At 67.1% G+C, this 23,217-nt stretch carries 28 protein-coding genes; 17 read left to right on the top strand and 11 right to left on the bottom strand.

Going from position 1 to position 23,217, the window contains the following annotated elements; genetic code table 11:
- Nucleotides 1-20: 20 nt before the first annotated feature.
- A complete protein-coding gene (gene metX, locus NYP18_RS02800; protein ID WP_259426605.1) occupies nucleotides 21-1,154 on the top strand; it encodes a homoserine O-acetyltransferase MetX in 1,134 nt (377 codons plus the stop codon).
- Nucleotides 1,155-1,397: 243 nt separating this feature from the next.
- Here the strand turns inward: metX and NYP18_RS02795 are convergent, their stop codons facing one another.
- On the bottom strand, nucleotides 1,398-1,550 hold the full coding sequence (locus tag NYP18_RS02795) for a hypothetical protein (RefSeq protein ID WP_259426603.1): 153 nt from the start codon (nucleotides 1,548-1,550) through the stop codon (nucleotides 1,398-1,400).
- A gap of 603 nt (nucleotides 1,551-2,153) precedes the next feature.
- On the opposite strand from NYP18_RS02795, the gene NYP18_RS02790 reads away from it, so the two are divergent.
- Nucleotides 2,154-2,432 carry a hypothetical protein gene (locus NYP18_RS02790; RefSeq protein ID WP_259426602.1) on the top strand — a complete coding sequence of 93 codons (279 nt, stop codon included), beginning with the start codon at nucleotides 2,154-2,156 and terminating at the stop codon, nucleotides 2,430-2,432.
- A 64-nt stretch (nucleotides 2,433-2,496) separates the two neighbouring features.
- Here the strand turns inward: NYP18_RS02790 and NYP18_RS02785 are convergent, their stop codons facing one another.
- Genes NYP18_RS02785 through NYP18_RS02775 form a run of 3 tightly spaced genes read right to left on the bottom strand, consistent with a single transcriptional unit; the run spans nucleotide 2,497 to nucleotide 3,996 of the window.
- Nucleotides 2,497-2,832: a hypothetical protein gene (locus tag NYP18_RS02785; protein ID WP_259426600.1), complete on the bottom strand. Its 336-nt coding sequence runs from the start codon at nucleotides 2,830-2,832 to the stop codon at nucleotides 2,497-2,499.
- Complete coding sequence (locus NYP18_RS02780) at nucleotides 2,829-3,149, bottom strand: DUF3017 domain-containing protein (protein ID WP_439648040.1); 321 nt, start codon at nucleotides 3,147-3,149, stop codon at nucleotides 2,829-2,831. Before NYP18_RS02780 ends, NYP18_RS02785 begins: the two co-directional genes overlap by 4 nt.
- Nucleotides 3,142-3,996 (bottom strand): bifunctional methylenetetrahydrofolate dehydrogenase/methenyltetrahydrofolate cyclohydrolase, encoded by an 855-nt coding sequence (locus tag NYP18_RS02775; RefSeq protein WP_259426599.1) that lies wholly within the window; start codon nucleotides 3,994-3,996, stop codon nucleotides 3,142-3,144. The genes NYP18_RS02780 and NYP18_RS02775 overlap by 8 nt, the downstream gene beginning before the upstream one ends.
- Before the next feature lie 24 nt (nucleotides 3,997-4,020).
- Here NYP18_RS02775 and NYP18_RS02770 point away from each other — a divergent pair, with 24 nt between their 5' ends.
- The 3 genes from NYP18_RS02770 (at nucleotide 4,021) to NYP18_RS02760 (ending at nucleotide 5,740) form a co-directional block, all read left to right on the top strand.
- The gene (locus tag NYP18_RS02770) at nucleotides 4,021-4,491 is read left to right on the top strand and encodes a tRNA (cytidine(34)-2'-O)-methyltransferase (protein ID WP_259426598.1); all 471 of its coding nucleotides are present in this window, start codon (nucleotides 4,021-4,023) and stop codon (nucleotides 4,489-4,491) included.
- A 76-nt stretch (nucleotides 4,492-4,567) separates the two neighbouring features.
- Nucleotides 4,568-4,879 (top strand): cupin domain-containing protein, encoded by a 312-nt coding sequence (locus NYP18_RS02765; RefSeq protein ID WP_259426595.1) that lies wholly within the window; start codon nucleotides 4,568-4,570, stop codon nucleotides 4,877-4,879.
- A gap of 84 nt (nucleotides 4,880-4,963) precedes the next feature.
- The gene (locus NYP18_RS02760; RefSeq protein ID WP_259426594.1) at nucleotides 4,964-5,740 is read left to right on the top strand and encodes a metal-dependent hydrolase; all 777 of its coding nucleotides are present in this window, start codon (nucleotides 4,964-4,966) and stop codon (nucleotides 5,738-5,740) included.
- Nucleotide 5,741: 1 nt separating this feature from the next.
- On the opposite strand, the gene NYP18_RS02755 is transcribed toward NYP18_RS02760, so the two are convergent.
- Genes NYP18_RS02755 through NYP18_RS02745 form a run of 3 tightly spaced genes read right to left on the bottom strand, consistent with a single transcriptional unit; the run spans nucleotide 5,742 to nucleotide 8,195 of the window.
- Nucleotides 5,742-7,064 (bottom strand): PH domain-containing protein, encoded by a 1,323-nt coding sequence (locus NYP18_RS02755; RefSeq protein WP_259426592.1) that lies wholly within the window; start codon nucleotides 7,062-7,064, stop codon nucleotides 5,742-5,744.
- Nucleotides 7,061-7,510 (bottom strand): PH domain-containing protein, encoded by a 450-nt coding sequence (locus tag NYP18_RS02750; RefSeq protein WP_259426589.1) that lies wholly within the window; start codon nucleotides 7,508-7,510, stop codon nucleotides 7,061-7,063. The genes NYP18_RS02755 and NYP18_RS02750 overlap by 4 nt, the downstream gene beginning before the upstream one ends.
- Before the next feature lie 10 nt (nucleotides 7,511-7,520).
- The gene (locus NYP18_RS02745) at nucleotides 7,521-8,195 is read right to left on the bottom strand and encodes a metal-dependent transcriptional regulator (protein ID WP_259426584.1); all 675 of its coding nucleotides are present in this window, start codon (nucleotides 8,193-8,195) and stop codon (nucleotides 7,521-7,523) included.
- Between the two features lie 104 nt (nucleotides 8,196-8,299).
- Here NYP18_RS02745 and NYP18_RS02740 point away from each other — a divergent pair, with 104 nt between their 5' ends.
- The 8 genes from NYP18_RS02740 (at nucleotide 8,300) to NYP18_RS02705 (ending at nucleotide 14,930) form a co-directional block, all read left to right on the top strand.
- Nucleotides 8,300-9,232 carry a metal ABC transporter substrate-binding protein gene (locus NYP18_RS02740; protein WP_259426583.1) on the top strand — a complete coding sequence of 311 codons (933 nt, stop codon included), beginning with the start codon at nucleotides 8,300-8,302 and terminating at the stop codon, nucleotides 9,230-9,232.
- The gene (locus NYP18_RS02735; protein WP_259426579.1) at nucleotides 9,232-9,948 is read left to right on the top strand and encodes a metal ABC transporter ATP-binding protein; all 717 of its coding nucleotides are present in this window, start codon (nucleotides 9,232-9,234) and stop codon (nucleotides 9,946-9,948) included. Before NYP18_RS02740 ends, NYP18_RS02735 begins: the two co-directional genes overlap by 1 nt.
- Nucleotides 9,945-10,826 (top strand): metal ABC transporter permease, encoded by an 882-nt coding sequence (locus tag NYP18_RS02730; RefSeq protein ID WP_259426577.1) that lies wholly within the window; start codon nucleotides 9,945-9,947, stop codon nucleotides 10,824-10,826. Before NYP18_RS02735 ends, NYP18_RS02730 begins: the two co-directional genes overlap by 4 nt.
- Nucleotides 10,827-11,684 (top strand): metal ABC transporter permease, encoded by an 858-nt coding sequence (locus NYP18_RS02725; RefSeq protein ID WP_259426576.1) that lies wholly within the window; start codon nucleotides 10,827-10,829, stop codon nucleotides 11,682-11,684.
- Nucleotides 11,685-11,694: 10 nt separating this feature from the next.
- On the top strand, nucleotides 11,695-11,898 hold the full coding sequence (locus NYP18_RS02720) for a hypothetical protein (protein ID WP_259426575.1): 204 nt from the start codon (nucleotides 11,695-11,697) through the stop codon (nucleotides 11,896-11,898).
- A gap of 323 nt (nucleotides 11,899-12,221) precedes the next feature.
- Nucleotides 12,222-13,103, top strand: coding sequence for a MetQ/NlpA family ABC transporter substrate-binding protein (locus NYP18_RS02715; RefSeq protein WP_259426574.1), 882 nt, complete (start codon nucleotides 12,222-12,224; stop codon nucleotides 13,101-13,103).
- A 91-nt stretch (nucleotides 13,104-13,194) separates the two neighbouring features.
- Nucleotides 13,195-14,256, top strand: coding sequence for a methionine ABC transporter ATP-binding protein (locus NYP18_RS02710; RefSeq protein ID WP_259426570.1), 1,062 nt, complete (start codon nucleotides 13,195-13,197; stop codon nucleotides 14,254-14,256).
- Nucleotides 14,253-14,930, top strand: coding sequence for a methionine ABC transporter permease (locus tag NYP18_RS02705; protein ID WP_259426569.1), 678 nt, complete (start codon nucleotides 14,253-14,255; stop codon nucleotides 14,928-14,930). Before NYP18_RS02710 ends, NYP18_RS02705 begins: the two co-directional genes overlap by 4 nt.
- On the opposite strand, the gene NYP18_RS02700 is transcribed toward NYP18_RS02705, so the two are convergent.
- Both NYP18_RS02700 and NYP18_RS02695 read right to left on the bottom strand, forming a co-directional pair.
- Entirely contained in the window at nucleotides 14,927-15,580 is a 654-nt protein-coding gene (locus tag NYP18_RS02700) for a response regulator (protein ID WP_259426568.1), read from the bottom strand. The two genes, NYP18_RS02705 and NYP18_RS02700, sit on opposite strands and share 4 nt — an antisense overlap.
- Nucleotides 15,580-17,226 (bottom strand): sensor histidine kinase, encoded by a 1,647-nt coding sequence (locus NYP18_RS02695; RefSeq protein WP_259426567.1) that lies wholly within the window; start codon nucleotides 17,224-17,226, stop codon nucleotides 15,580-15,582. The genes NYP18_RS02700 and NYP18_RS02695 overlap by 1 nt, the downstream gene beginning before the upstream one ends.
- A 248-nt stretch (nucleotides 17,227-17,474) precedes the next feature.
- Between NYP18_RS02695 and citH the strand changes: the two genes are divergently transcribed.
- Nucleotides 17,475-19,013, top strand: a complete 1,539-nt coding sequence (gene citH, locus NYP18_RS02690; RefSeq protein WP_259426566.1) for a citrate transporter CitH — start codon at nucleotides 17,475-17,477, stop codon at nucleotides 19,011-19,013.
- Between the two features lie 14 nt (nucleotides 19,014-19,027).
- Here citH and NYP18_RS02685 read toward each other — a convergent pair whose 3' ends face one another.
- Nucleotides 19,028-20,527, bottom strand: a complete 1,500-nt coding sequence (locus NYP18_RS02685; RefSeq protein WP_259426565.1) for a SulP family inorganic anion transporter — start codon at nucleotides 20,525-20,527, stop codon at nucleotides 19,028-19,030.
- Nucleotides 20,528-20,632: 105 nt separating this feature from the next.
- Here NYP18_RS02685 and NYP18_RS02680 point away from each other — a divergent pair, with 105 nt between their 5' ends.
- Nucleotides 20,633-20,989, top strand: coding sequence for a MerR family transcriptional regulator (locus NYP18_RS02680; RefSeq protein WP_259426563.1), 357 nt, complete (start codon nucleotides 20,633-20,635; stop codon nucleotides 20,987-20,989).
- Between the two features lie 4 nt (nucleotides 20,990-20,993).
- On the opposite strand, the gene NYP18_RS02675 is transcribed toward NYP18_RS02680, so the two are convergent.
- Nucleotides 20,994-21,902 (bottom strand): ferredoxin family protein, encoded by a 909-nt coding sequence (locus NYP18_RS02675; RefSeq protein ID WP_259426561.1) that lies wholly within the window; start codon nucleotides 21,900-21,902, stop codon nucleotides 20,994-20,996.
- A 205-nt stretch (nucleotides 21,903-22,107) separates the two neighbouring features.
- On the opposite strand from NYP18_RS02675, the gene NYP18_RS02670 reads away from it, so the two are divergent.
- Nucleotides 22,108-22,731, top strand: a complete 624-nt coding sequence (locus tag NYP18_RS02670; RefSeq protein WP_259426560.1) for an AMIN-like domain-containing (lipo)protein — start codon at nucleotides 22,108-22,110, stop codon at nucleotides 22,729-22,731.
- A gap of 48 nt (nucleotides 22,732-22,779) precedes the next feature.
- Complete coding sequence (locus NYP18_RS02665; RefSeq protein WP_259426558.1) at nucleotides 22,780-23,193, top strand: hypothetical protein; 414 nt, start codon at nucleotides 22,780-22,782, stop codon at nucleotides 23,191-23,193.
- The last annotated feature ends 24 nt before the right edge of the window (nucleotides 23,194-23,217 follow it).

Raw genomic sequence — 23,217 nt, 5'->3', positions numbered from 1 at the left:
GACCCAGAAGCAGGTAACCCATGGTTCAACTCGCCCCTGAAGGGACACTCACCCCACTGCGCATCGGTGACTTCACCACCGAAGCCGGCGTGATGATCCCTGATGTCACCATCGCCTACCAGCGTTGGGGTGAATTCAGAGGCGAGCCTGACGGGCACAACAACATTCTGCTCGTCCAGCACGCCCTGACCGGTGACACCGACGTCGCCGACTGGTGGTGTGACCTCCTCGGCCCCGGTAAGGCACTCGACACCGACCGCTGGTGCGTCATCTGCACCAACGTCATCGGCGGGTGCAAGGGCTCCACCGGGCCGTCCTCGGAACACCCCGACGGCGAGGTATGGGGTTCCCGTTTCCCGGCGATCTCCATCCGTGACCAGGTCTCCGTGGAACGCCAGTTCCTGCACGCCCTGGGCGTCACCCGCCTCCACGCCGTCCTCGGCGGGTCAATGGGCGGGGCGAGGGCACTCGAGTGGACGCTGATGCACCCGGGGGAGGTCGCCTCCGCGTGCGTCATAGCGGTCTCGGCCCGCGCCAGCGCATGGCAGATCGGCATCCAGGCCGCGCAGATCAGCGCCATCGAGCGCGATCCCGACTGGCAGGGCGGGGACTTCCACGGCACCGGTCGCACCCCGGACGCGGGGTTGGCGGCCGCGCGCCGTATCGCCCACCTGACCTACCGGGGCGAGCAGGAGATGGATGAGCGGTTCGGAACCACTCCGCAGACCGGTGAGAATCCCCTGGGCCCCCACCGCTCCCCTGGGCAGCGTTTCGCCGTGGAGAGCTACCTCGACCACCAGGGGTTCAAGCTCGTCGAGCGTTTCGACGCCGGCAGCTACGTCACCCTCACCGATTCGCTTAACCGCCACGACATCGGACGTGGCCGGGGTGGCCTGAACAAGGCACTCGCCTCCACGCAGGTGCCCACGATGATCGTGGGGGTGGACACCGATATCCTCTACCCTTACCACCAGCAGGAGCACCTGTCCCGCAACGTCGGCAATCTGTTGGGCATGGCGAAGATCGTCTCCCCCGTGGGACATGACGCCTTCCTCACCGAGTTCCGGCAGATGGACCGCATCCTGCGCCGATTCCTCGATTTGTCGACCGCCGAGGTGGCCGCGGGCGAGGGCCACGGGGGCTACTCGATCTAGGGGCGCCGACCACGCAGGCAGAAGGGAAGGCGCGGGACAGGATCGGTGATCCTGTCCCGCGCCTGACCTGTTTCCCATTGTCCCCCTGCTGCGTATCCGGGGTTCAGCCCTGGAGCGAGGGCTGAAGTTCCCGTGACGGCGGCGCCCATCCCATTGGACGTGCCGTCAAGATGACCGGTTCTCATGCACAGCGGGGTCGCTGCCCGGACCTGACCTGGCCACTGGGCGGCATCAAGAGCATCTTCACGGAGTGGAGAATTCCACCCCCTCCCCTGCCGGATCCCCGGACCAGAACTGAATAGCCAGCTCTGCCCCGCCGGGTTCCAGGGCGGAGTAGGCGTGAGTCCGCGGCGAACCGTCCGCCAGGGCCCCTTCTGAGGTGTCGCATGTTGCCATCTGTCTTCTCCTCGTTCCTGTGGGGGGTCGGTTCTGAGCGGACTGCGTTTCAACCTACCCAACCCCTTCCAACAAGGCCAGGCTTACCTTAGTTAAATTTTGCACCCCACCCCCGCCGACCCCCCGCTGCCCGGCAATCCACCGGCACGTCTGGGCGGCGCCCGCACGGCCCGCAGCGGGCACCGGGAGGAGTTAACTTTCCCCGGAAAGCACCCCCGCCCGTGATCCGACGGTGACCCAGCCCCGGTCCAGCCAGACACAAACAGCTGATAATCCAACCCCGAAAAGGGGTAATTGAGAAAAATCTTCCGGCCGGAAAAGCCTTTCATCGGCTCCGGTGCACACCTCGTTACGTCGCCCTCACCCCCGCCGACGGAAGCGCCAGACGTCCTCGCAGGTGACAGCGGTCGAGGCCCGGAAAGATTCAGCAGATTATCAGGAAAAGTACAACCACCTGCGGTTCCCCAACCCGCACCCACGGGCGGAACCCCGTGGCGTCATCCCGGGATCATGGCCATCATGGAGACCACGCCACCCCGAGCGGGTGTCGCCAGACAACAGACTTCACCAGCTGACCGCTGGTGCACGCTAAGGAGATTTCACATGGACATCGACCTCTACCAGAACGCATTCGTCGACTTCGGCGCCCTCGGCCAGAACTTCAACATCGCCCTGCAGACCGCTGCGGACTTCTTCACCCAGGGCTTCAACCCCACCGGTGAGGCCGGCGCCGGCGCCGAGGCCAACACTGAGGTCCAGGGCCCCTCCTCCCAGGTCGCTGCTGACGCCAACGCCTCCCTGGCCACCTCCAGCAACGACACCGACGACACCAACGGTGGCGGTGGCCTGGGCCTCGACCTCGGCCTGGGCATCAACCTCTAGGAGTCACCACCTCCAGAACCCAGCGCGGCACGGGATGACAGGTCCTGTGCCGCGTTCGGCGTCTCTACCGCCGGGCCAGGAGGCTCAGCCGGTAGAGCAGCCATCCGCCCCCGAACCAGGTCAGCAGGAAGGGCGGCGGGAAGAAGATGACGGGTTCATCCGCACCGGTTACCGTGAAGACCATCCCCGCCACTGCGAGCACGGCCAGCGCCACATCCCCCATCCCGGGCTCCGGGGCCCCGACATCCCGGCGCGCCCGCAGGAGCAGCACCGCCACCAGCCCGATGACCGTCACGGTGATGCCCCCGAAGAAGAGCCAGCCGGAATCCTCCGGGAAGACGGCGGCCACCCCGGTGAGCAGCAGGCCGGCCCCGAGCACCACCGCGGGGAGGTGCCTCATGATCCGAGGGCGTCGACAGAGGCGGAGAGGAAGGCCATGAGCCCGCCGATGATCAGGCAGAACAGGGCGTCGAAACGCTTCGACCGGACCGCGAACACCCCCACGATGCGCGAATCACAGGTCAGCCGGACCACGGCCAGCCACAACAGGGACGCCCCCAGCATGAAGGTCGCCCGCCGCCAGTGCTCGGTGACGGCGAAACCACTGGCCACCACCCCACCGAGCAGGAAAACCGCCATGCCCGTCCACTGCGCCCAGCGGGGCAGGCGGGAAGGCGGTTCCTCCAGGTCGTGGGGGTTGTCCAGCGGATTACTCACCTGCGAGCAGTTCCGCCCTCTCGACGACGTTGCGCACCAGGAAGGCGCGGGTCAGCGGACCGACGCCACCCGGGTTCGGGGAGACATGGCCCGCAACCTCCCAGACATCGGGGTGGACGTCGCCGGCCAGCTTGCCGTCAAGACGCGAGACGCCCACATCGAGCACCGCGGCGCCGGGCTTGATCATGTCGGCGGTGAGCATGTGGGGAACACCCGCGGCGGCGACGATGACGTCGGCGGCACGGGTCTCGGCGGCCAGGTCCTTCGTGCCCGTATGGCAGAGGGTGACGGTGGAGTTCTCGGAACGGCGGGTGAGCATGAGGCCGATCGGGCGGCCGACGGTCACGCCACGGCCGATGACGACGACCTTCGCGCCGTTGAGCTCCACACCGAAGCGGCGGAGCAGGTGGATCGCGCCGTTCGGGGTGCACGGCAGCGGGGCAGGATCGTTGAGCACGAGCTTGCCCAGGTTGACCGGGTGCAGGCCATCGGCGTCCTTCTCCGGGTCGATCGCGGCAAGCACGGCGTTCTCGTCGAGGTGTTTCGGCAGCGGGAGCTGGACGATGTAGCCGGTGCAGGCCGGGTCGTTGTTCAGCTCCTCGATGACGGCCAGCAGCTCCTCCTGGGAGATGTCGGCCGGCAGGTCCTTCCGGATGGAGTTGACGCCGATCTGCTCGCAGTCGCGGTGTTTCATCTTCACGTAGGAGTGGGAGGCCGGGTCATCACCCACCAGCACGGTGGCGAGGCCGGGCACGATGCCCTTCTCGCGGAGGGCGGCGGTCCGCTCCGCCAGGTCCTCGAAGATCTCGTCTCGGTAGAGCTGTCCGTCAAGTTTGATCGCAGTCACACCCCTCATCCTAGACTCTTGGGAATGTCCAGACTGCACGTCATCTTCGATAATCCGGTGATCCCGCCGAACACGGGCAACGCCATCCGCATGTGTGCCGGTACCGGCGCACATCTCCACCTCGTGGAGCCCCTGGGTTTCGACCTCAGCGAGAAGCATCTGCGCCGCGCGGGGCTGGACTACCACGATCTCGCCGACGTCACCGTCCATCCGGACCTTGATGCCTGCTTCTCGACGCTCCGGGGCTCCCGCATCTTCGCCTTCACCACCCGCGCCCCCATCTGGCACACGCAGGTGGCCTGGCGGGAGGGTGACGCGCTGCTCTTCGGCACCGAACCGACCGGTATCCCCGAGGAGCATCTGGCACACCCGCGCATCGAGCACGAGGTGCGCATCCCCATGATCCCGGGGCGCCGCTCAATGAACCTCTCCAACTCGGCGGCCGTGGCCACCTACGAGGCATGGCGTCAGCTGGGGTTTCCGGGCGGAGTATAAAAACGGCTGAGAAATACCGGCTGGATCCCCCGGTACAGTTGAAGTGACCGGACAGCGGTCAACAGAGGAGCAGTTGATGAGGAAGACCACTTCACTCAGGGACGGCACCGTCCTCAGCACCAAGCGGATGGAAGGCGCCGACGGCGCCGGATTCCCACCACACACAGCCTCACACGAATCTGCACTGGTCATCCTCAAGGGCGCCTGCACCATCACCTTCGGGGAGGTGTCCCATGAACTGCACGCCGGGGACACCTTCATCATCCCCGCAGATGAGGTGCACCAGGTCGTCGGTCTCCCGGACTTCACCGCAATCCACGTCATGCCCAAGGACATCCGCTTCAACTTCAAGGTGCAGGACCGTTCCCCCGGTACCACCCGCCCCTAAACTCACCCCGCGAACAGTCGTTCGAACCTGTGTCGTATTGTCGATGTCGACATACGGACATTGAGGGAGTGATGGACAGTGGTGATGGGACCGACCCACGCGATGAGCGGTGCTGCCGTGGGACTGGCAGTCGCACAGATGCTGCCCGCCGAGTGGGGTGGGGTCACCACCGTGCAGGAGACCTTCGTCTATGCGGGGCTGGCCGCCGGAGCTGCCCTGCTTCCGGATCTGGACTCCCCGCAGGCAACGGTCGCCCGCTCCTTCGGCCCCCTGTCACAGGTCATCTCGCGCGGGGTGGAGAATTTCTCGCAAGGTGTGGTCAACCTGACCCGCGGGCGCAGGGATCCACGCTGCAACAACGGCCACCGCACCCTGACGCATACGGTGTGGTTCGCTCTGGCGGCCGGAGCGGGGGCCACGGCGCTGATCGGTGCCTACGAGAAAACCGCGGTCATCGGGCTGCTGTTCTTCCTGCTCAGTCTGGCCATCCGTGGCCTGTTGCCGGAGTGGTCGAAGAAGCATGACTGGATCGTGGTCACCGGCGCTGCGGCAGCGCTGGCCTACGGGGCGTGGGCCTTCATCCCCGCCGCCTCCCTGGGGCTGGTGATGGGCTCGGCGGTGACGGTCGGTGTGGCCACCCACCTGCTGGGTGACATGGCCACCAAGGCCGGCATCCCGGCCTTCGCCCCCGTGCTGCCCCTGCGCGGGCGGCGCTGGTGGAAGCTGCGGCTGCCCGGTTTCCTCAGCATCAAGGCCTCGGGTCCGGGCGATAAAGCCCTGCTCAGCATCTTCTCGGTGCTCGTCGTCATCCAGATCGGGCTCGTCGCCTCCCCGCCGCTGATCACCGCCCTGGGTCTGTGAGCTAGAGCCGGAGTTCCCGCCCGCGCAGGGCGTCGAGGAGTGCCCGTCCATTCCCGGGGCTGAGATCCTCCCCGGCCATCGTCACCGGGCCGGGCACGAGATCGAAACGCACGGTGCACAGGCCGAAGAGCTGCTGCAGGGGGCCGCGCGTCAGGGAGATCTCCTGGATGTGTGCGGGGTGGATGATCTTGACCCGGCGGGCGAGGCGGCCGCGGTGGACCACGACGGCGTCATCAAGCAGGGTCACCGCCTGCTGGTGCAGGTCCACCGGGGAGACCCACTTCGCCGCCGGCGGGGAGGTGAAGGTCGGGGTGGTCGCCCCCTCCGGGCGGGCGGCGGCCTCGATGGTGACCGCGTCGAGCGGGCCGACCAACTCCAGCAGCTGCATCGCCTGCTCGCGGGAACCGACGGGCAGCACCCGGGTGGTGCCGGTGCCTTTCCTGCCCTCCGCGCCGTAGCCGGCGACGGAGACCTGGACGTACCACCAGCCGGGGATCCGCCACAGGATCGGCTGGTGGGCCTTCACCCCGTGGATTCGGCGCAGCGGGATCGACTGCCTGCGCCGGTCCGCCAGTCCGTAGGAGAGATGGAGAGTGTCATCGGCCAGATGGGCGGTGAACTGCCAGCTGCTGTCGATCTGGTTCCAGATCACCGGCACGATACCGATGGCGATGGGCACCGCCGCGGCCCAGGTCAGAGGGGTGAGCATCAGGCCGAGGATGACCAGCACCGCGCTGATGGACAGGCCCTGCAGGGCCGCCCCCGCGAGGGAACGGGTGATGGGGATCTGCGGCACCACCACCCGGCGGGCAGGTTCCGGGGCTGCCTCCTCTGCTGGGGCGGTCCCGCGGGAACGCCCGAGGACCTCCGTCCGCAGCTGCTCGGCCACCTCCCGGGGGAGGTAGGCGATCTCGATGACGGACTCACCGCCGCCGGCGGTCTCCACCCGGACGGCGGCAAGACGGAAGATGCGTGCGATGACTGATTCCACAACGTCGACGGCCTGGATCCGGTCGTAGCGGGCGGTGCGCAGCTGGGTGTTCAGCACGCCGCGTTTCAGGGAGACCTCCTCGTCGGTGAGCCGGTAACCGGTCGCCCGCCACCAGATGCGGGAGATCAGCCAGACCAGTCCGCAGGCCGCGAGGAAGACGGCGATCCCCAGGAGGATGGGCAGGATGCTGCCGCTCCCCAACCAGGCGATGGTCGCCCCGATGGCGGCCATGTCGAGGTTGACGATCAGCACCGCGATGAGGGCGAGGATGAGCGTCCAGAAGCGCAGCAGCGGGGTCAGCGGGTGGACGCGGCGGTAGTCTTCGCCGTTCACAGCCCGCTCATCCTCTCCCGGGCCCGGGCGGCGAGACGGCCACGGAGAGCATCGGCGGTCTCCGCCGGCAATCCCTGGACGACCGCGTCCGAGGTCGCGGAGGCCGTGTGAAGCTGCAGGGTCTTCATCCCCAGCCAACGTTCGAAGGGGCCGGCGGTGACATCGACGTACTGGATACGTCCGTAGGGGACGACGGTGAACGTGTGCCACAACCGCCCCTTGGTGATCAGGAGTTCATCCTCCGTCTCCTGCCAGCCCAGCAGCTTCACCTGCGCCGGAATCAGCCACATCTGCCACAGCAGGAGAGCCAGTGCGGCAGCGGTGCCGAGGTGGAACCAGGCGCTGAACACCACCCCCAGGACAGCGAAGACGACGAGCGCGACCACGATCCAGGGCAGCCGTCCCAGATAGCGGGCAGTGATGAGCTTGGGGGAGACAGGGTTCACACAACCCAGCCTAGCCAGAGTCCGGACGTACCCGGATCGCCCCGAGCGAGCTCTCCGCGAGCATCACCTCCCGGCCGTCCCCGGCGCGCACCTTCACGATGCCCGCCAGCGGGGGACCCAGGACCGTGAGCCTGGTGCCCGGGACGAGACCATGCTCGGCGAGGTAACGCAGCAGCTGGGGGTCCCGGTCCTCGGTCTGCTCCACGGTGACGGTCTCCCCCGCTCCCACGGTGTCGAGTCCGACCCAGCCGACCACCCCGACCCGACCCCGGGCGTCGGGGATGGGATCGCCGTGGGGATCGCGCTCGGGGTGGCCGAGGTGGGCGTCGATACGCTCCATGAACCGGTCGGAGACGGAGTGTTCGAGCAGTTCCGCGTCGTCGTGTACCTCGTCCCAGGTGTAGCCGAGGACCTGCACGAGGAAGGTCTCCAGGAGGCGGTGCCTGCGGACCATGGCCACCGCCAGCTCATTCCCCTGCTCCGTGAGAGTGACCCCGCGGTAGGGCTCGCTCTCCACCAGCCCCTTGGCTGAGAGGCGGCGGATGGCCTCTGCTGCGGTGGTCGTCTTCTGCCCGACACGGGCCGCGAGTTCCCCCAGCTGGGCGGGTTCGCGGGAATATTCGGCGATGTTCCAGATGGCCTTCAGATAATCCTGGGACCGGTCGGGCAGCTCACTGACGTGCATGCGCCCCAGGGTACCGCAGGGGCCGCGCCTTGCGGACGCTACTGTTCAGACCTACTATCCCTGTATCTTCAAGTCATTGAACTTTAATCTTCAGGAGATAATTCATGTCCTTTGTCCGGAGACTTCTGCCACTCCCCCTGGGCCTCCTGCTGCTCAGCGGCTGTGCTGTCAGTGAAACCACCGCCGGGGCCGGCGACGGCCCCTTGACCGTCTACGCCACCACCGGCTACCTGGCCGACGCCGTGGCCACCATCGCTCCGGATGCGGAGGTGACCACCATGGTCGGCCCTGGCGGCGACCCGCACACCTACCAGCCCTCCACCCGCGACATCGAGACCATGCGTTCCGCGGATCTGGTCCTGTGGAACGGGCTGCACCTGGAGGCCCAGATGATCGATCAGCTGGAGAGTCTCGGCGAACGCCAGCTCGCGGTCGGCGACCTCCTGCCGGAGGAGCTGCTCCTTCCGCTGCCGGAGACCGACCACGCGGGCCGTCCCCTGCATGACCCGCACATCTGGAACAGCCCCGCCGCCTGGGGAAAGGTCATCGACCACATCGCCGAGCGGCTCGCCGAGCTCTCCCCCGACCACGCCGCGGACTACCTCGCCAACGCCGCTGGCTACCGCGCGGAGTTCAGTGAACTCGACGCCTGGACCACCGCCCTCCTGGCGGAGATCCCCGAACCCCGCATCCTGGTCACCGGACACGACGCCTTCGGCTACTTCGGCCGCACCTACGACCTGGAGGTCCGCGCCACGGACTTCATCTCCACCGAGGCCGCACTGTCGGCCACCGAGCTGTCGGAGCTGGCCGACTACATCGTGGAACACGAGGTACCGGTGATCTTCCAGGACAACCAGGCCAACCCGCAGGCCGTCACCTCGCTGCGGGAGGCGGTCGAGGCCCGTGGTTGGACCGTAACCGTGTCCACGGAGGAACTCTTCGCCGATTCCCTGGGCCCCACCGCCCCGGTGGACACCCACCTCGGTGTCTTCGAACACAACGCCACCGTCGTCGCGGAAGCGCTGGTCCGCTGATGCCCGCCATCGAAGCCGTGGAACTCTCCGCCGCCTACCGTTCCCGGCCGGTCCTGCGCGGTGTGAACCTCACAGTCCCGCAGGGAGTGGTCATGGGGGTGGTCGGCCCCAATGGTTCAGGAAAATCCACCCTGATCAAGACGATGCTCGGGCTGGTGCCCACCCGGGGCGGGCACACCCGATTCTTCGGACACCCCCTCGACAAGGTGCGCCACCGGGTCGGCTACATGCCCCAGCACACCAGCGTGGACTGGGATTTCCCCGTCACCGTACGCGACGTGGTGCTCATGGGCACCTACGGGCGACTCGGCTGGCTGCGTTGGCCCGGGAAGAAGCAACGGGCACAGGCCGCAGGGGCGATGGCCCAGACCGGCATCACCGACCTGGCCGACCGGCAGATCGGGCAGCTATCCGGCGGCCAGCGCCAGCGGGTCTTCCTCGCCCGCACGCTGGCCCAGGAGCCTGACCTGTACTTCATGGACGAGCCTTTCCAGGGGGTGGACGCCTTCAGCCAGCAGGCCATCGTCGAGGTCCTGCACCAGCTGCGCGCGGAGGGCGCGACGATCGTGCTCGTCCACCACGACCTGGCCACCGTGCCGGAGTACTGCGACCAGGTCACCCTCCTCAGCCGGGGCACGGTGGTGGGGACCGGGGACGTCGATACGCACTTCACCGGGGACCTCATCCGCAGCGCCTACGAAGGGACCACGCCGTGACCCCGGTGGACTTCTTCAGCGACCACACCTTCACCATGGCGTTCTGGGGCACCACCGTCATCGGGATGGTCGCCGGCGCGCTCGGCGCCTTCGCCTACCTGCGCCGCCAGTCCCTGATCAGTGACGTCATCTCGCATTCGGCACTGCCCGGCATCCTCCTGGCCTTCCTCACCCTCACCACGCTCGGGCTGCCCGGCCGCGGCATGTGGGGCCTGATCATCGGCGCTGCCGCCACCGGCACCCTCGCGGTGCTGCTGACCAACGCGGTGGCCCGGGTCCCCCGGATACGGACCGACACCGCCATGGCAGTGGTCCTGTCCTCCTTCTTCGGACTGGGCATGCTGATCATGCAGCACATCCAGAACAACCCCTTCCCCGACAAAGGCGGGATCCAGGACCACCTCTTCGGCAACGCCTCCACCATCACCCGTGCAGACCTCACTGCATCCCTGGTCACGGGAGGTCTCGCCCTGGCAGTGATGGTGCTGCTGTGGAAGGAGTTCGCCCTGAGCACCTTCGACCGGGAGCATGCGGCCGTACTCGGCCTGGACAACCGGGTCATCGACGCCGCCATGTACACCGCCATCGCGGTGGCCACCGTCATCGGCATCCGGGCCATCGGACTGGTGCTCATGGTCGCCTTCGTGGTCACCCCACCCGCCGCCGCCCGGCAATGGACACGCACCCTGCCCGGCATGGTGGCCCTCTCCGGGATGCTGGGTGGGCTCGGCTCCGCTGCCGGAACCTACCTGTCGATCGCCTTCGGGCCCCTGCCCACCGGGCCGGTGATCGTGGTGACCCTCTTCCTGATCTTCCTGATCTCCCTGGTGGCCGCCCCGGAACGGGGCCTGCTCCACCGGCGGAAGGTGGCGGTGTAGATGAGCTTCGCTCTCGGCGCGGCCCTGCTGGCCGTGGCCACCGCCCTGGCATGTGCCCTGCCCGGGGTCTTCGTGGTGCTGCGGCGCAACTCCATGCTCGTCGACGGCATCAGCCACGCCGTCTTCCCCGGCATCGTCATCGGCTACGCCCTGACCTCCGACCTGCGTTCACCCTGGCTCATCCTCGGGGCCGCACTGGCCGGCCTGCTCGTCGCGCTGGGTTCCGAGTGGCTGGCCCGCACAGGACTGCTCGCCGGCGACGCCCCACAGGGGCTGATCTTCCCCGCCCTGTTCGCGGTCGGGGTGATCATGGTCAGCGGGCACTTCGCCAACGTGCACCTGGACACCCATGTGGTGCTCGTCGGTGACCTGAATCTGGCCTCCTTCGACCACCTCATCCTCGGCGACCGCGACCTCGGCCCCACCCACATGTGGCTCATGCTGGCGGTGTTCGCCCTCAACGCTGTTTTCCTCGCCTTCACCTGGCACCGGCTCGCGGCCGCCACCTTCGACCCGGAGTTCGCGCAGCTGCTGGGCATCCGCACCCGCCGGCTGAACCTGGTGCTGATGTTCCTGGTCTCCGTGACAGTGACGGCCGCCTTCCACGCCGCCGGTGCAATCCTGGTCATCGCGCTCATGGTCACCCCGGCAGCCACCGCGGCCCTGCTCACCGACCGCCTCCCGCGCATGCTGGCCTGGACCCTGGCGATCGCGGTGGGCGGCGCCCTGGCCGGTTTCCAGCTGGCCTACCGGCTGGACGCGGCCACCTCCGCCGCCATGTCCGTCTTCTACGGTCTGTTCTTCACCCTGGTCCTGCTGGTCACGCAGTGGCGGCAACACCTGAGGAGGGAGGGATAGGCTGGAGGGCATGTCCGGCCTCGAGTACCTCATTGCCAAGCTGCCCACCGGCGCCACCATCGCGGTGATCATCGCGTTCATCTCCACCCTGATCACCCGCGAATGGCCACTGGGTCTGCCGGACATCCTCTTCTTCCTCGGGGTGTGGCTGGCCACCACGGTCATTGCCGCCGTCATCCTCATGGCGATCGAGATGTTCCGGGACCGCTTCTGACGGAGATCCCGTGACCCCCGACGGCGGGGTGCCGCGCGGGGCGGTTCACGTATCGACACCGCGCCCGCTCCTGCATCAGCTCCGCCAACCAACTCATCTCGGTGTAGTCGGCCGGGGCACGTAGACTGGGCCGTCTGGCGCAATCGAGTTTCTCGAGGTGGCACACCTCCTCAGAGGGCATGATCGCGGGGTACGCACAGAGCATCTGCTCCCTGTCCCCCACCCGCACCCCGGCGATCCCCACCATCTACTAGACAGAGCGGTACATACAGTGCTAGCTTCACAATCAACTGACCAATGAACTGGAAGGAACCTGACCAGCCATGAGCTTCCGTCGTATCTTCGCCGGCGCGGCCGCCTCGGCCCTCGCCGCCGTGGGCCTCGTCGCCTGCGCCTCCGATTCCGAGACCGCCGACGGCACCGCCGCTGAGACCATCCGCATCGGCACCACCGACGCGAACCTCAACGAGTGGAACGTCTTCGCCGATCTCGCCGAGGAGGAGGGCATCGACATCGAGATCGTGCCGTTCTCGGACTACAACACCCCGAACGATGCGCTCGTGCAGGGCCAGATCGACGTGAACAAGTTCCAGCACCTGCTGTTCCTGAACAACTACAACACCGGCGCCGATGCTGACCTGGTGCCGATCGCCTCCACCGAGATCTACCCGCTGGCGCTGTTCTGGCAGGGCCACGACTCCCTCGACGGCATCGAAGGCGAGGAGGTCGCCATCCCGAACGACGCGACCAACCAGGGCCGCGCCATCAACGTCCTCGTCCAGACCGGCCTGGTCACCCTGCGCACCGAGGGTCTGCTCAACCCGACCCCGGCCGACATCGACACCGGCGCCTCCGAGGTCGATGTCATCCCCGTCGACGCCGCCCAGACCACCGCAGTCTTCCACGAGGGTCGCCCGGCCGTGATCAACAACTCCTTCCTCGAGCGCGCCGGCATCGACCCGCTTGACGCGATCTTCCAGGACGACCCGGCCAATGAGGAGGCCGAGCCGTACATCAACGTGTGGGTGACCACCCCGGAGCGTGCCGAGGATGAGACCATCATCCGCCTGACCGAGCTGTGGAAGGACCAAGCCGTCACCGACGCCGTCCTGCAGTCCTCCGGCAACACCGCCGTCAAGGTCGACCGCCCGCGTGCGGACCTCGAGGCGATCATGGACCGCCTGCGCGAGTCCGGCGAGCAGTAACGCCGTACCCATGCCCCACCCCGCCGCCCTCCCGCGGCGGGGTTTAGCATTCAGCCGTACACACCCCCTCCCAGAACGGTCCTGATCACCCGTGTCCGAACCAGTCTCCGCACCACCCATCCGGCCGCGCACCGGCACCCGCATCGAATTCCGCGACGTGACCAAGGTCTTCACCAACCAGAAGAAGACCGAGACCCGAGCCGTCGACGGCGTCACCCTGACCGTCGAACCCGGGGAGATCCTCGGCGTCATCGGTTATTCCGGCGCCGGCAAGTCCACCCTCGTCCGCCTCATCAACGGGCTGGACACCACCACCTCCGGCCAGCTGCTTCTCGACGGCACCGACGTCGTCGGCCTCCCCGAATCAAAGCTGCGCGGCCTCCGCCGCGGCATCGGCATGATCTTCCAGCAGTTCAACCTCTTCCACTCCCGCACCGCCGCCGGCAACATCGAGTACCCGTTGCAGCTGACGGGGATGGCCAAGGCAGAACGGAAGAAACGGGTGGCGGAGCTCCTCGACTTCGTCGGCCTCGGCGACAAGGGCCGGAACTACCCCGAGCAGCTCTCCGGCGGTCAGAAACAGCGCGTGGGCATCGCCCGGGCCCTGGCCACCAACCCCCGTCTCCTGCTCGCCGACGAGGCCACCTCGGCGCTGGACCCGGAGACCACCCAGGACGTGCTTGACCTCCTCCGGGAGATCAACCGCGAACTGGGCATCACCATCGTGGTGATCACCCACGAGATGGACGTGGTGCGCAGCATCGCCGACAAGGTCGCCGTCATGGAGGCCGGCAAGGTGGTCGAGTACGGCAGCGTCTACGAGGTCTTCTCCGCCCCGCGCACGAACGTGGCGAAGCGATTCGTCTCCTCCTCCCTGCGCAACACCCCCGATCTCGTCGAGGCCGAGGATCTCCTCGCCTACGACGGCCGCCTGTTCACCATCAACCTGACCGAGGACTCCGGTTTCTTCCCCGCCGCCGCCGCCGCCCGGGAGGACGGCCTGCGCATCAGCATCGTCCACGGCGGCGTGACCACCCTGCAGCGCCAGTCCTTCGGCAAGATGACCGTCCGCCTCAACGGACCGGACGTGGCCATCGAACGCTTCCGCACCGCGTTGGAACGCACCACCGACATCCAGGAGATCACGCGATGACGCACACCATTCTCGCCGCCGACTGGAACCGTCTCGGCCCCACCTTCCTCGACGCCATCGTCGACACCCTGGTCATGGTCTCCCTGACGATGGTGCTCGGCGGGCTCGCCGGTCTGGTGGTCGGCATCCTGCTCTACACCACCCGGGCGGGCAGCGTCCTCCAGTCCAAACCCGTCTACTGGGTACTCAACCTGCTGGTCAACTTCATCCGCCCCATCCCCTTCATCATCATGATCGCGATGTTCGCGCCCCTGACCCTCAGCGTCGTGGGCACCACCATCGGACGGTCGGCGGCGATCTTCATCATGTGCATCGCCGCCACCTTCGCGGTGGCCCGCATCGTTGAACAGAACCTCGTGGCCATCGACCCCGGTGTCATCGAGGCAGCCCGGGCCATGGGTGCCGGGCCGTGGCGGATCATCACCACCGTCATCGTGCCGGAGGCCCTGGGCCCGCTGGTGCTGGGTTACACGTTCATCTTCATCGCCGTGGTGGACATGTCCGCCATGGCCGGCTACATCGGCGGTGGCGGCATCGGTGACTTCGCCATCGTCTACGGCTACCGCGCCTACGATCTGGAGGTCACCTACGCGGCCGTCATCGTCATCGTGATCATGGTGCAGATCGCCCAGCTGCTGGGCAACTGGCTCTCGCGGAAGATCCTGCGCCGCTAGCCCAACTTCGAATACAGATGTTCGGGCCGCCCCGAGGAGCCGTAGCGCAGACGTACCTGCACCACCCCCTGGGCGGCCATCGCCGCCAGACGACGCTGCGCGGTGGCGCGGGAGACCCCGGTGATCTCGGCGGCCTCCGCCGCAGAGAGTTCAGCCTCCCCCAGGGCGTCGAGAAGCAGCTGCTCCGTGGCGGAACGGGCAACCACGGTGCCGGTGGACTGCCCGTGCAGGATGGACAACGCCTGGTCGATCCTCTCCTGCCGCAGACCACGTCTGCCCGACAGGACGTGCCGGAAGCGGGCGTACCGGTCCAGCCGGTCGCTGAGGGCCTGCCGCGGAAAGGGCTTGACCAGATAATCCAGTGCCCCGGCGTGCAGGGCGCGGCGGACGGTGCCCGCCTCATCAGCCGCACTGATGATGAAGGCGTCCACCCCGACGCTGCGGACCAGCTCAATGCCGTCGCCGTCCGGCAGGTAGACATCGACGAGCATCAGATCCGGCAGATTCGTGGCCAGTGCCGCACGAGCCCCGGCGACGGTACGCACCGATCCCTGCACCCGGAAACCCGGCGCGGCCTCCACGATCTCGGCATGAATACCCGCGACCCGGAAATCATCGTCCACCACCAGTACTGACCAGGCCTGAGTCATTATTCCTCATCCTCTCGAAGATCGTCACCGGGAAACATCACACCCGGAAGCCTGGCGCCGAAAACCGCGCCCCGGCCACTTTCCCCGCCGCCGGGATCAATGACCCAGAGATCCCCGCCCCGCCGACGCAGCAGATCCCGGGACAATGCCAGCCCGATACCGTGACCGTGGATCCGGTCAGGACCGGACTCCCCGGCGGCGGGCATCGGGCCAAGGGTACCGGGGGTGATACCCGGACCCGAATCGGCGACCACCAGCACCAGCTCCGGACCGTCATCCAGGAGGGTGACCTCCACCAGCCGGGGTGCGGGCCCCGCCAGGGCAGCCGTGACCGCATTATCCACCAGGTTGCCCAGCACGGTGGCGATGTCCTCGGTCCCCTCCACGCCTCCGACCTCACCCAGGACCAGGGATTCATCGCGGAGCTGCAGCTGCACCCCACGCTCGGCGGCCTCCATGGACTTCGCCCCCAGGAAGGACTGCAGGAAAGGTTCAGTGAGCAGGTCCGCACCGGCGAGCGGGTAATCGACCGGCCCGCGGTCGCGCATGGTGCGCAGAAATTCAGCGGCCTCCGTCCCCCGCTCCGCCTCGACCAGGCCGGCGGCCACATGCATCCGGTTGGCGAACTCATGGCGTTGCACCCGCAGTGCGGAGGTCATGGCGCGCACCGAGTCCAGCCTTTCGCTCAGCTCCATCATGTCGGTGCGGTCGCGGACGACGATCACCGAACCGAGTCGCTGGCCGGCACGGTCCACCTGGCGGGAGTCGAGGTAGAGCACCCGGTCCCCGACCACGATCCCGTCACGCTCCTCCCCTGCCTCCAGCGAGGCAATGACGTCCGTCGGCAAACCCAGTTCCTGAAGGGACATGCCCTCCAGGCCCTGCAGACCGAACATCTCCTCTGCGGCATTATTGGAGACCTGGATGACACCCTCAGTGCCGAGGGCGATGACCCCGTCACCCACCCCGTCGAGCACCGCCGCCTGGTTCTGCACCAGGGTGACCAGCTCCTCCGGCTGAATGCCGAGGGTCAGCTCCTCCCAGCGGTGGCGCAGCACCAGTGTCGCGCCGGTGCCGATCAGCAGCGCAAGTGCAGCGGCGGCGCCGACGCCGAACAATAGCCCCGGCAGGTCGTCGAGGACCCCGGCGCGGGCGAAGCCGACGCTGACCTCCCCGACCGGTTCCCGGCTGTCCGGCGCGAAGACCGGCACCTTGGCCCGCACCGAGTCCCCCAGTGTGCCACGTTCCCAGGCGATGACCTCCTCACCCCGGAGAGCCTCCTCGAAGCTGGTGCTCACCTTGCGGTCGAGTCTCCCGGGGTCGGGGTGCGCCATGCGGATCCCTTCCCCGTCAGTGATGACGATGAACAGTGCGTTCGTTCGCCCAGTGACGTCGAGCGCATAGGACTGGAGGGGGCCTGTGGCGAGTTCCCCGGCGGAGGGATTGATCTGCCGGCTGGTTTCCAGCGCCACCTCGGAACGGACGACGGGGGCTGCGGCCACGGTGCGGGCGATCGAGAGGGCTGAGGTCTCGGCCTCCTGCTTGAGCTGTTCGACGGCCAGCACAATGAAAACGGCGGTACTCACGAGGACCACGGCCACGACGGTGGACAGTTGCAGCAGGAGCACCCTGGTGGTGAAGCGCATGTCCGGGTCCCGCCTTCCTTCCGTGGCCTCGCAGGAGATGAGACCGAACCGCCGGGAGAATCGCCCCGGAAACCCCATTCCAACATGGGTTATTCATTCCGACAAGTATCTGCGCTAAATGCGCAGAAAGGCGTTAATGCACAGTATGTGGGGCAATGCACTCAAGACTTCACCCGTGATGAACATCACCCTACGCTGACTCCCGCATTCCAGAACACTCATCTCAAGAAGAAAACTCAGGAGTCCGGATGTACCCGCCCACAGATGTGCTGCTCGCCGCAGAATACACACTGAGCCACACCCCCTCCGACGGCATTCTCGTCGCCCTGGGGTTTGCCATGATCCTCACCTTCATGGGACTGATCATGGTCGGCCGTTCCACCCCGATGGTCGCCCTGATCCTGGTCCCCACCGTCTTCGGCCTCCTGGCCGGCGCTGGTCTCGGCATCGGTGACATGGTTCTCGACGCCATCGGGAACATGGCGTCCACTGCCGCACTGCTCATGTTCGCCATCATGTATTTCGGCATCATGATCAACGTCGGGCTCTTCGACCCGCTGATCCGGGCGATCACCCGCACCCTGGGCAACGACCCGGCGAAGGTGGTGCTCGGCACCGCAGTATTGGCCGGGGTGGTCTCACTCGACGGTGACGGTTCCACCACCTTCATCATCACGACCTCCGCGATGCTGCCGATCTACCTGCGCCTGGGCATGAGCCCGGTCGTGCTGACGGTGGTCGCCGGCCTGATCAACGGCACCATGAACATCCTTCCGTGGGGTGGACCGACGGTGCGTGCCGCCACCGCCCTGGGAGTCGACCCCTCCGCCGTCTTCGTGCCCATGATCCCCTCCCTGATCGTTGGTGTTGCGCTCATCTTCATCTTCGCCTGGTTCCTGGGTCTGGCCGAGCGTCGTCGCCTCGGTGGTGTCCTGGACACCTCCCGCTACGGCGGCGACGGTGGTGCCAGTGTGGGATCCGGTGGCACTGGCCCGCGCACGGGGCGGGACCAGCGGGGTAACTCTGAGGCGCCCATGCCCACCGGTGGCGGGGTTCTTCTCGACGACCGCGCGGCCGGGGCTGCAGAACTGGAGCATGTCTCCCTCAACTCCACCACTGATTCAGGAATCACCGACACCATGCTGGATCCGCACCGCGCCAGCCTGCGTCCGCAGTTGATCTGGTTCAATCTCGCCCTGACCGTGGTGGTCATGGTCCTGCTGGTCGCCGACATCTTCCCCCTGGCCTTCGTCTTCATGGTCGGTACCGGCCTGGCACTGGCCGTGAACTTCCCTGACGTGAAGGACCAGGCCAATGAGCTCCTGGCCCACTCATCCTCGATCGTCGGCGTTGTCTCCATGGTGCTGGCCGCCGGTGTGCTGGTCGGTGTCTTCGACGGCACCGGCATGGTCGAGGCGATGGCTGCCTGGATCACCCAGGTCATCCCGAACTCCATGGGCCCCTACCTGGCTGTGATCACAGGCGTGATCTCCATCCCCATGACCTTCTTCATGTCCAACGACGCCTTCTACTTCGGCATCCTGCCGGTGCTGGCGGAGAGTGCCACCCACTTCGGCATCGAACCGGTGGAGATGGCCCGGGCCTCCATCACCGGACAACCAGTCCACATGCAGTCCCCGTTGGTTCCGGCGATCCTGCTGCTGGTTTCCCTGGCCAAGGTCAACCTGGGGGACCATCACAGGAAGGTGCTCTGGCGCGCCACCCCCGTCTCCCTGGCCATGCTGGCAGTCGGCGTCCTCATCGGGGTCATCCCGCTGGCCGCCTGACGCTGCCGGGCAGTTCAGTCCCCGAGCTTGCCGGAGAGCTTGTCCACCCGGTATTTGCTCTGCCCGTCAAGGCCGATGATGTCGACGATCTTGCCGCGGGCCTGGAATTTCTGCTGCACGGCATCGAGGGTGGCCACGGTGGAGGCGTCCCAGACTTCCGCGCCGGAGAGGTCGATGACGATGTGACTGGCGGTGTCGTTGTAGTCGAACTGGTACACCAGATCGTTGGAGGAGGCCCAGAACAGCTGGCCGGTGACCCGGTAGGTGCGGATGTCGATCTGCCCGTCATCGTCGACGTCGAGTTCAGAGACCTTCTCGATGCGGACCATGTGTGCCACCCGGCGGGCGAACATGATCATCGCGGTGAGCACACCGAGGATGACACCGACCGCGAGGTTGTTGGTGGCCAGGGTACCCGCCACGGTGACCAGCATGACCGCGGTCTCACTGAGCGGCATCAGGCGCAGGGTGCGTGGCTTGAGGGAGTGCCAGTCGATGGTGCCCAGGGAGACGAGCACCATGATCGCCACCAGGGCGGCCATCGGGATCAGTCCGACGAGGTCACCGAGGGCGACCACGAAGATGAGCAGGAACACGCCCGCCAGCAGGGTGGACAGGCGGGTGCGGGCACCGGACTGGCGGACGTTGATGAGGGTCTGGCCGATCATGGCGCAACCGCCCATGCCGCCGAAGAAGCCGGTGACGATGTTGGCCACCCCCTGGCCCCAGCTCTCGCGGGTCTTGTCGGAGTGGACGTCGGTGATGTCGTCGACGAGCTTGGCGGTCATCAGCGACTCCATCAGGCCGACCAGGGCCATGGCGAAGGCGTAGGGGCCGATGATCTGGAGGGTCTCCAGGTTCAGCGGCACCGCCGGGAGGAAGAACTCCGGCAGGGAGCTGGGCAGCTCGCCCATGTCGGAGACGTTGGGCACCACCCATCCGGCGGCCACGACCAGCGCGGTGAGGACCACGATGGTCACCAGCGGCGCGGGGATGACGGAGGTGATCCGCGGGAAGAACAGCATGATCGCGATGCCGGCGGCGAACAGCGGGTAGACCAGCCAGGGCACGTCCCACAGATAGGGCAGCTGGGCGGCGAAGATGAGGATGCCCAGGGCGTTGACGAAGCCGGTCATCACCGAACGCGGGATGAAGCGCATGAGTTTGGCCACGCCGAGGGCGGCCATGGCGATCTGGATGATTCCGGCGAGGATGACGGTGGCGATGAAGTACTCGAAGCCGTGGTCACGCATGACCGGGGCGATGACCAGGGCGACCGCACCTGTGGCGGCACTGATCATGGCGGGACGGCCACCGGTGAAGGCGATGGTCACCGCCATGGTCACCGAGGCGAAGAGCCCGACGCGCGGGTCGACGCCCGCGAGGACGGAGAAGGAGATCGCCTCGGGGATGAGCGCCAGAGCGACGACGAGGCCGCCGAGGACCTCCATGCGCAGGCGCGCAGGGGATGAGAAGGCGTGTCGGAAGGAGGCGACGATACCGGTGTTGGACAAGGCGGAATTGCTCTTTCGGGGACCAGGTAATATTGATGTAAACGAAAACCTACCGTAACGGGAGGTTTGCCGCCCGCCCAAATCGACCGACAGGGGAATGCACAGGTGGAGGACTCCGGACTGAGGATCGGCGAGGTCGCTGAACGCACGGGGCTGTCGGTCCGGACGCTGCGTCACTACGACGAGGTGGGCGTCGTCAGTCCCTCCGGGTACACGCCGGGGGGTTTCCGCCTCTACAGCGGCGACGACATCGAGCGCATCATGCTCATCCGCCGGATGAAGCCCCTGGAGTTCACCCTGGAGGAGATGCGGGGTTTCCTCGACGCGGTGGACCACCCCGATGCCCCCGGAGCGCGGGAGACCATCGCCCTGGTCCGGGATGAGGCGGCCACCCGCCTGCAGAAACTGCGTCGCCGGGTCGGCTACGCGGAGGAGTTCCTCCGGTTGGTGGAGGACCTGTGAGGAGCTAGTCGCGCTCCCCCAGGTCCACGTCGGCCTGGTTGGGGACAATGTTGGTGGCCACCCACACCCGACCGGCCTTCGGTGCGTCCCCGCAGGAGGAGATCACACCCTCCACCTCGCGCTGCTCCACGGCCACATGCCAGGAACGGCTGTCGGCATGGACCACGAGAACATCATCGTCCGTCTCATCGAGCACCATCAGGTTGCCGTAGAACAACGGGTCCGCACCCGTGTGCAGTTCACGGGCCACCGCCAGCTCGGCGACCTGGCCACGCGGGCTGTGCGTCCCCCGGCCGCGGTTGCCCGGGTAGAAGTACTCCCCGCGGCAGGCGGACCGGACGAGCTGGTCCCCGGCCTCCTCGTTGAGGCGGCCGTAGCTGTAACCCCAGGGCATGAGCAGCAGGGAGGGCGCGAAGCGGTGCCCCTTGGTGTGGGAGGTCTCCCAGACGATGTTGCCCGGATGGCGTTCATACAGCGCCGCCGCCAGGGGGCGCCCCTTGAGCGCGCAGCACACGTCCCGTTTACCGTGGGTGCACACCAGGACGAGCGGCTCCTCCACCAGCTCGGCGCCGTTGCGGCCCGGTCCACCCAGGTCGAGATCGAGGATGGCCTCGGGGCCGTCGACCATGAGCAGTTCAGTTGTCGCCTGCTCCGCGAACACGAGGTAGAGGTGGTGCCGGTCGATGTGGCGACCGTCGGGGCCGGGTCGGCGGATGAGCTGCAGCCCGGCCTCGTCGCCGAGTTTCGCCTTCAGCTGCGCCGTGAGATCCTCACCGAAGACACCGCCGTCGAGGATGTCGCGGCTCCAGCCGTTGACCCATTCCAGGATGACGTAGACGCGCTGCCGCTTCGCGGAGCCGGGCAGAGGTTCACCGGCCACGTCGGAGCAGCGGACAGGTTCAGCAGGGTTCATGGATCCAGCCTAGCGACCCCACGCCCGCGCCCATCCCACGGGGCGGGATGCCGAGATCACAATTCCCTAGATAAGTGATACTCAACACATTCAAAGACGGTCCTCATGTACTTCTTGGCTGTTGTTTACAACGATTTGTTCACGATCCTCCCGAAATCGATTGATAGCTTCGCCCCCTACGGGCCGGGTGGTTACGGTGTTCTGCATGACTGATTCCCTGGGGTTGTTCCACCGGCCCTCGCCGCGTCGCACTGCCCTGGCCGCCATCCTGGCGACCGGGGCCCTCGGTCTCGCCGCCTGCAGCAGCGGCATCAGTACGGAATCACCGGGAAATCCCACGGCGACGGCCGGCGCCCTGCAGGCCGCCACCCTCGGCGAGACCGGCGTGCTCTCCCTGAAGGAGGCGGATGTCGCCCGCAAGACCGCCCGTCCGGACGCCCCCGCCCACCTGATGGTCGAGTCGGTGCGGGTGGCCAGCCACGAGGGTTTCGACCGCGTGGTATTCGATCTGGTCGGCGACGGTGAGCCGGGTTGGTTCATCGACTACACCACCACCCCTGCCCAGCAGGGATCCGGAACCGCCATCCCCTTCGAGGGCAATGCCGCCCTCAACGTCAACATCGACGGCACCGCCTACCCCTTCGAGCTCAACCGGGAGGACCCGCAGATCGGTACAGTCCCGGGCGCCGGCAACATCACCCAGGTCATCTCGGCGGGCACCTTCGAGGGCCACTCGCAGTTCGTGGTCTGCCTGGAGGAGAAGCAGCCCTACACGGTAGAGGTCCTCCACGAACCGCACCGTCTGGTCATGGACGTCCTGCACCCCTGACGGCCAGCGGCAACTGGCCCCGATCCGCCACTGGTACCGTTAACCCGCATGAACGCCTACTCCGACATGCGCTCGCGACAGACCCCCATCCCCACCCCGCCCCTGGTGCGGGCGGGCACCTCACTGCTCATCGGTCTCGGCGTGGCGGTGCTGTCCACCGGCCTGGCGCGGGGCGTGCAGGTGGGAATCATGGTCGTCGCGATCGCCGCTGGACTGCTGCTGATGTTCAGTCACCCCTACCGGCGGGAGATCAAGGCCTTTCTTGAACGGGAGAATGCCGCCATCCGCCCCCGCCCAGGGCAGGTGCTGCCCCTGTTCTTCGTGTGGTTGGCGCTCATGATCGTGCCGGTTCTCGCCCCATTGCCTGTCTGGGGCACGGGCCTGGTGTGGTTGGCGGTTTTTGGCTGGATGTTCTGGGTGTTCCCGCACATCGACGGCACCCGGGCACTGGCCTACGCCTGACCCGCCGGGACGCAGGGCCTACCC

Source organism: Corynebacterium lemuris (assembly GCF_024919295.1).
Classification (GTDB): domain Bacteria; phylum Actinomycetota; class Actinomycetes; order Mycobacteriales; family Mycobacteriaceae; genus Corynebacterium; species Corynebacterium lemuris.
The sequence above is the reverse complement of the archived record's forward strand: the minus strand, read 5'-3'. Positions and strand labels throughout refer to the sequence as shown.

What these genes read in the sequence shown, in the direction of transcription:
- NYP18_RS02720 (WP_259426575.1), top strand. Translation starts at nt 11,695, where the DNA reads ATGTCCGGCCTCGAGTACCTCATTGCCAAGCTGCCCACCGGCGCCACC.
- NYP18_RS02715 (WP_259426574.1), top strand. Translation starts at nt 12,222, where the DNA reads ATGAGCTTCCGTCGTATCTTCGCCGGCGCGGCCGCCTCGGCCCTCGCC.
- NYP18_RS02725 (WP_259426576.1), top strand. Translation starts at nt 10,827, where the DNA reads ATGAGCTTCGCTCTCGGCGCGGCCCTGCTGGCCGTGGCCACCGCCCTG.
- NYP18_RS02785 (WP_259426600.1), bottom strand. Translation starts at nt 2,832, where the DNA reads ATGAGGCACCTCCCCGCGGTGGTGCTCGGGGCCGGCCTGCTGCTCACC.
- NYP18_RS02700 (WP_259426568.1), bottom strand. Translation starts at nt 15,580, where the DNA reads ATGACTCAGGCCTGGTCAGTACTGGTGGTGGACGATGATTTCCGGGTC.
- NYP18_RS02760 (WP_259426594.1), top strand. Translation starts at nt 4,964, where the DNA reads ATGGGACCGACCCACGCGATGAGCGGTGCTGCCGTGGGACTGGCAGTC.
- NYP18_RS02695 (WP_259426567.1), bottom strand. Translation starts at nt 17,226, where the DNA reads ATGCGCTTCACCACCAGGGTGCTCCTGCTGCAACTGTCCACCGTCGTG.
- NYP18_RS02745 (WP_259426584.1), bottom strand. Translation starts at nt 8,195, where the DNA reads ATGCACGTCAGTGAGCTGCCCGACCGGTCCCAGGATTATCTGAAGGCC.
- NYP18_RS02735 (WP_259426579.1), top strand. Translation starts at nt 9,232, where the DNA reads ATGCCCGCCATCGAAGCCGTGGAACTCTCCGCCGCCTACCGTTCCCGG.
- NYP18_RS02740 (WP_259426583.1), top strand. Translation starts at nt 8,300, where the DNA reads ATGTCCTTTGTCCGGAGACTTCTGCCACTCCCCCTGGGCCTCCTGCTG.
- citH (WP_259426566.1), top strand. Translation starts at nt 17,475, where the DNA reads ATGTACCCGCCCACAGATGTGCTGCTCGCCGCAGAATACACACTGAGC.
- NYP18_RS02795 (WP_259426603.1), bottom strand. Translation starts at nt 1,550, where the DNA reads ATGGCAACATGCGACACCTCAGAAGGGGCCCTGGCGGACGGTTCGCCG.
- NYP18_RS02705 (WP_259426569.1), top strand. Translation starts at nt 14,253, where the DNA reads ATGACGCACACCATTCTCGCCGCCGACTGGAACCGTCTCGGCCCCACC.
- metX (WP_259426605.1), top strand. Translation starts at nt 21, where the DNA reads ATGGTTCAACTCGCCCCTGAAGGGACACTCACCCCACTGCGCATCGGT.
- NYP18_RS02790 (WP_259426602.1), top strand. Translation starts at nt 2,154, where the DNA reads ATGGACATCGACCTCTACCAGAACGCATTCGTCGACTTCGGCGCCCTC.
- NYP18_RS02665 (WP_259426558.1), top strand. Translation starts at nt 22,780, where the DNA reads ATGAACGCCTACTCCGACATGCGCTCGCGACAGACCCCCATCCCCACC.
- NYP18_RS02770 (WP_259426598.1), top strand. Translation starts at nt 4,021, where the DNA reads ATGTCCAGACTGCACGTCATCTTCGATAATCCGGTGATCCCGCCGAAC.
- NYP18_RS02675 (WP_259426561.1), bottom strand. Translation starts at nt 21,902, where the DNA reads ATGAACCCTGCTGAACCTGTCCGCTGCTCCGACGTGGCCGGTGAACCT.
- NYP18_RS02670 (WP_259426560.1), top strand. Translation starts at nt 22,108, where the DNA reads ATGACTGATTCCCTGGGGTTGTTCCACCGGCCCTCGCCGCGTCGCACT.
- NYP18_RS02765 (WP_259426595.1), top strand. Translation starts at nt 4,568, where the DNA reads ATGAGGAAGACCACTTCACTCAGGGACGGCACCGTCCTCAGCACCAAG.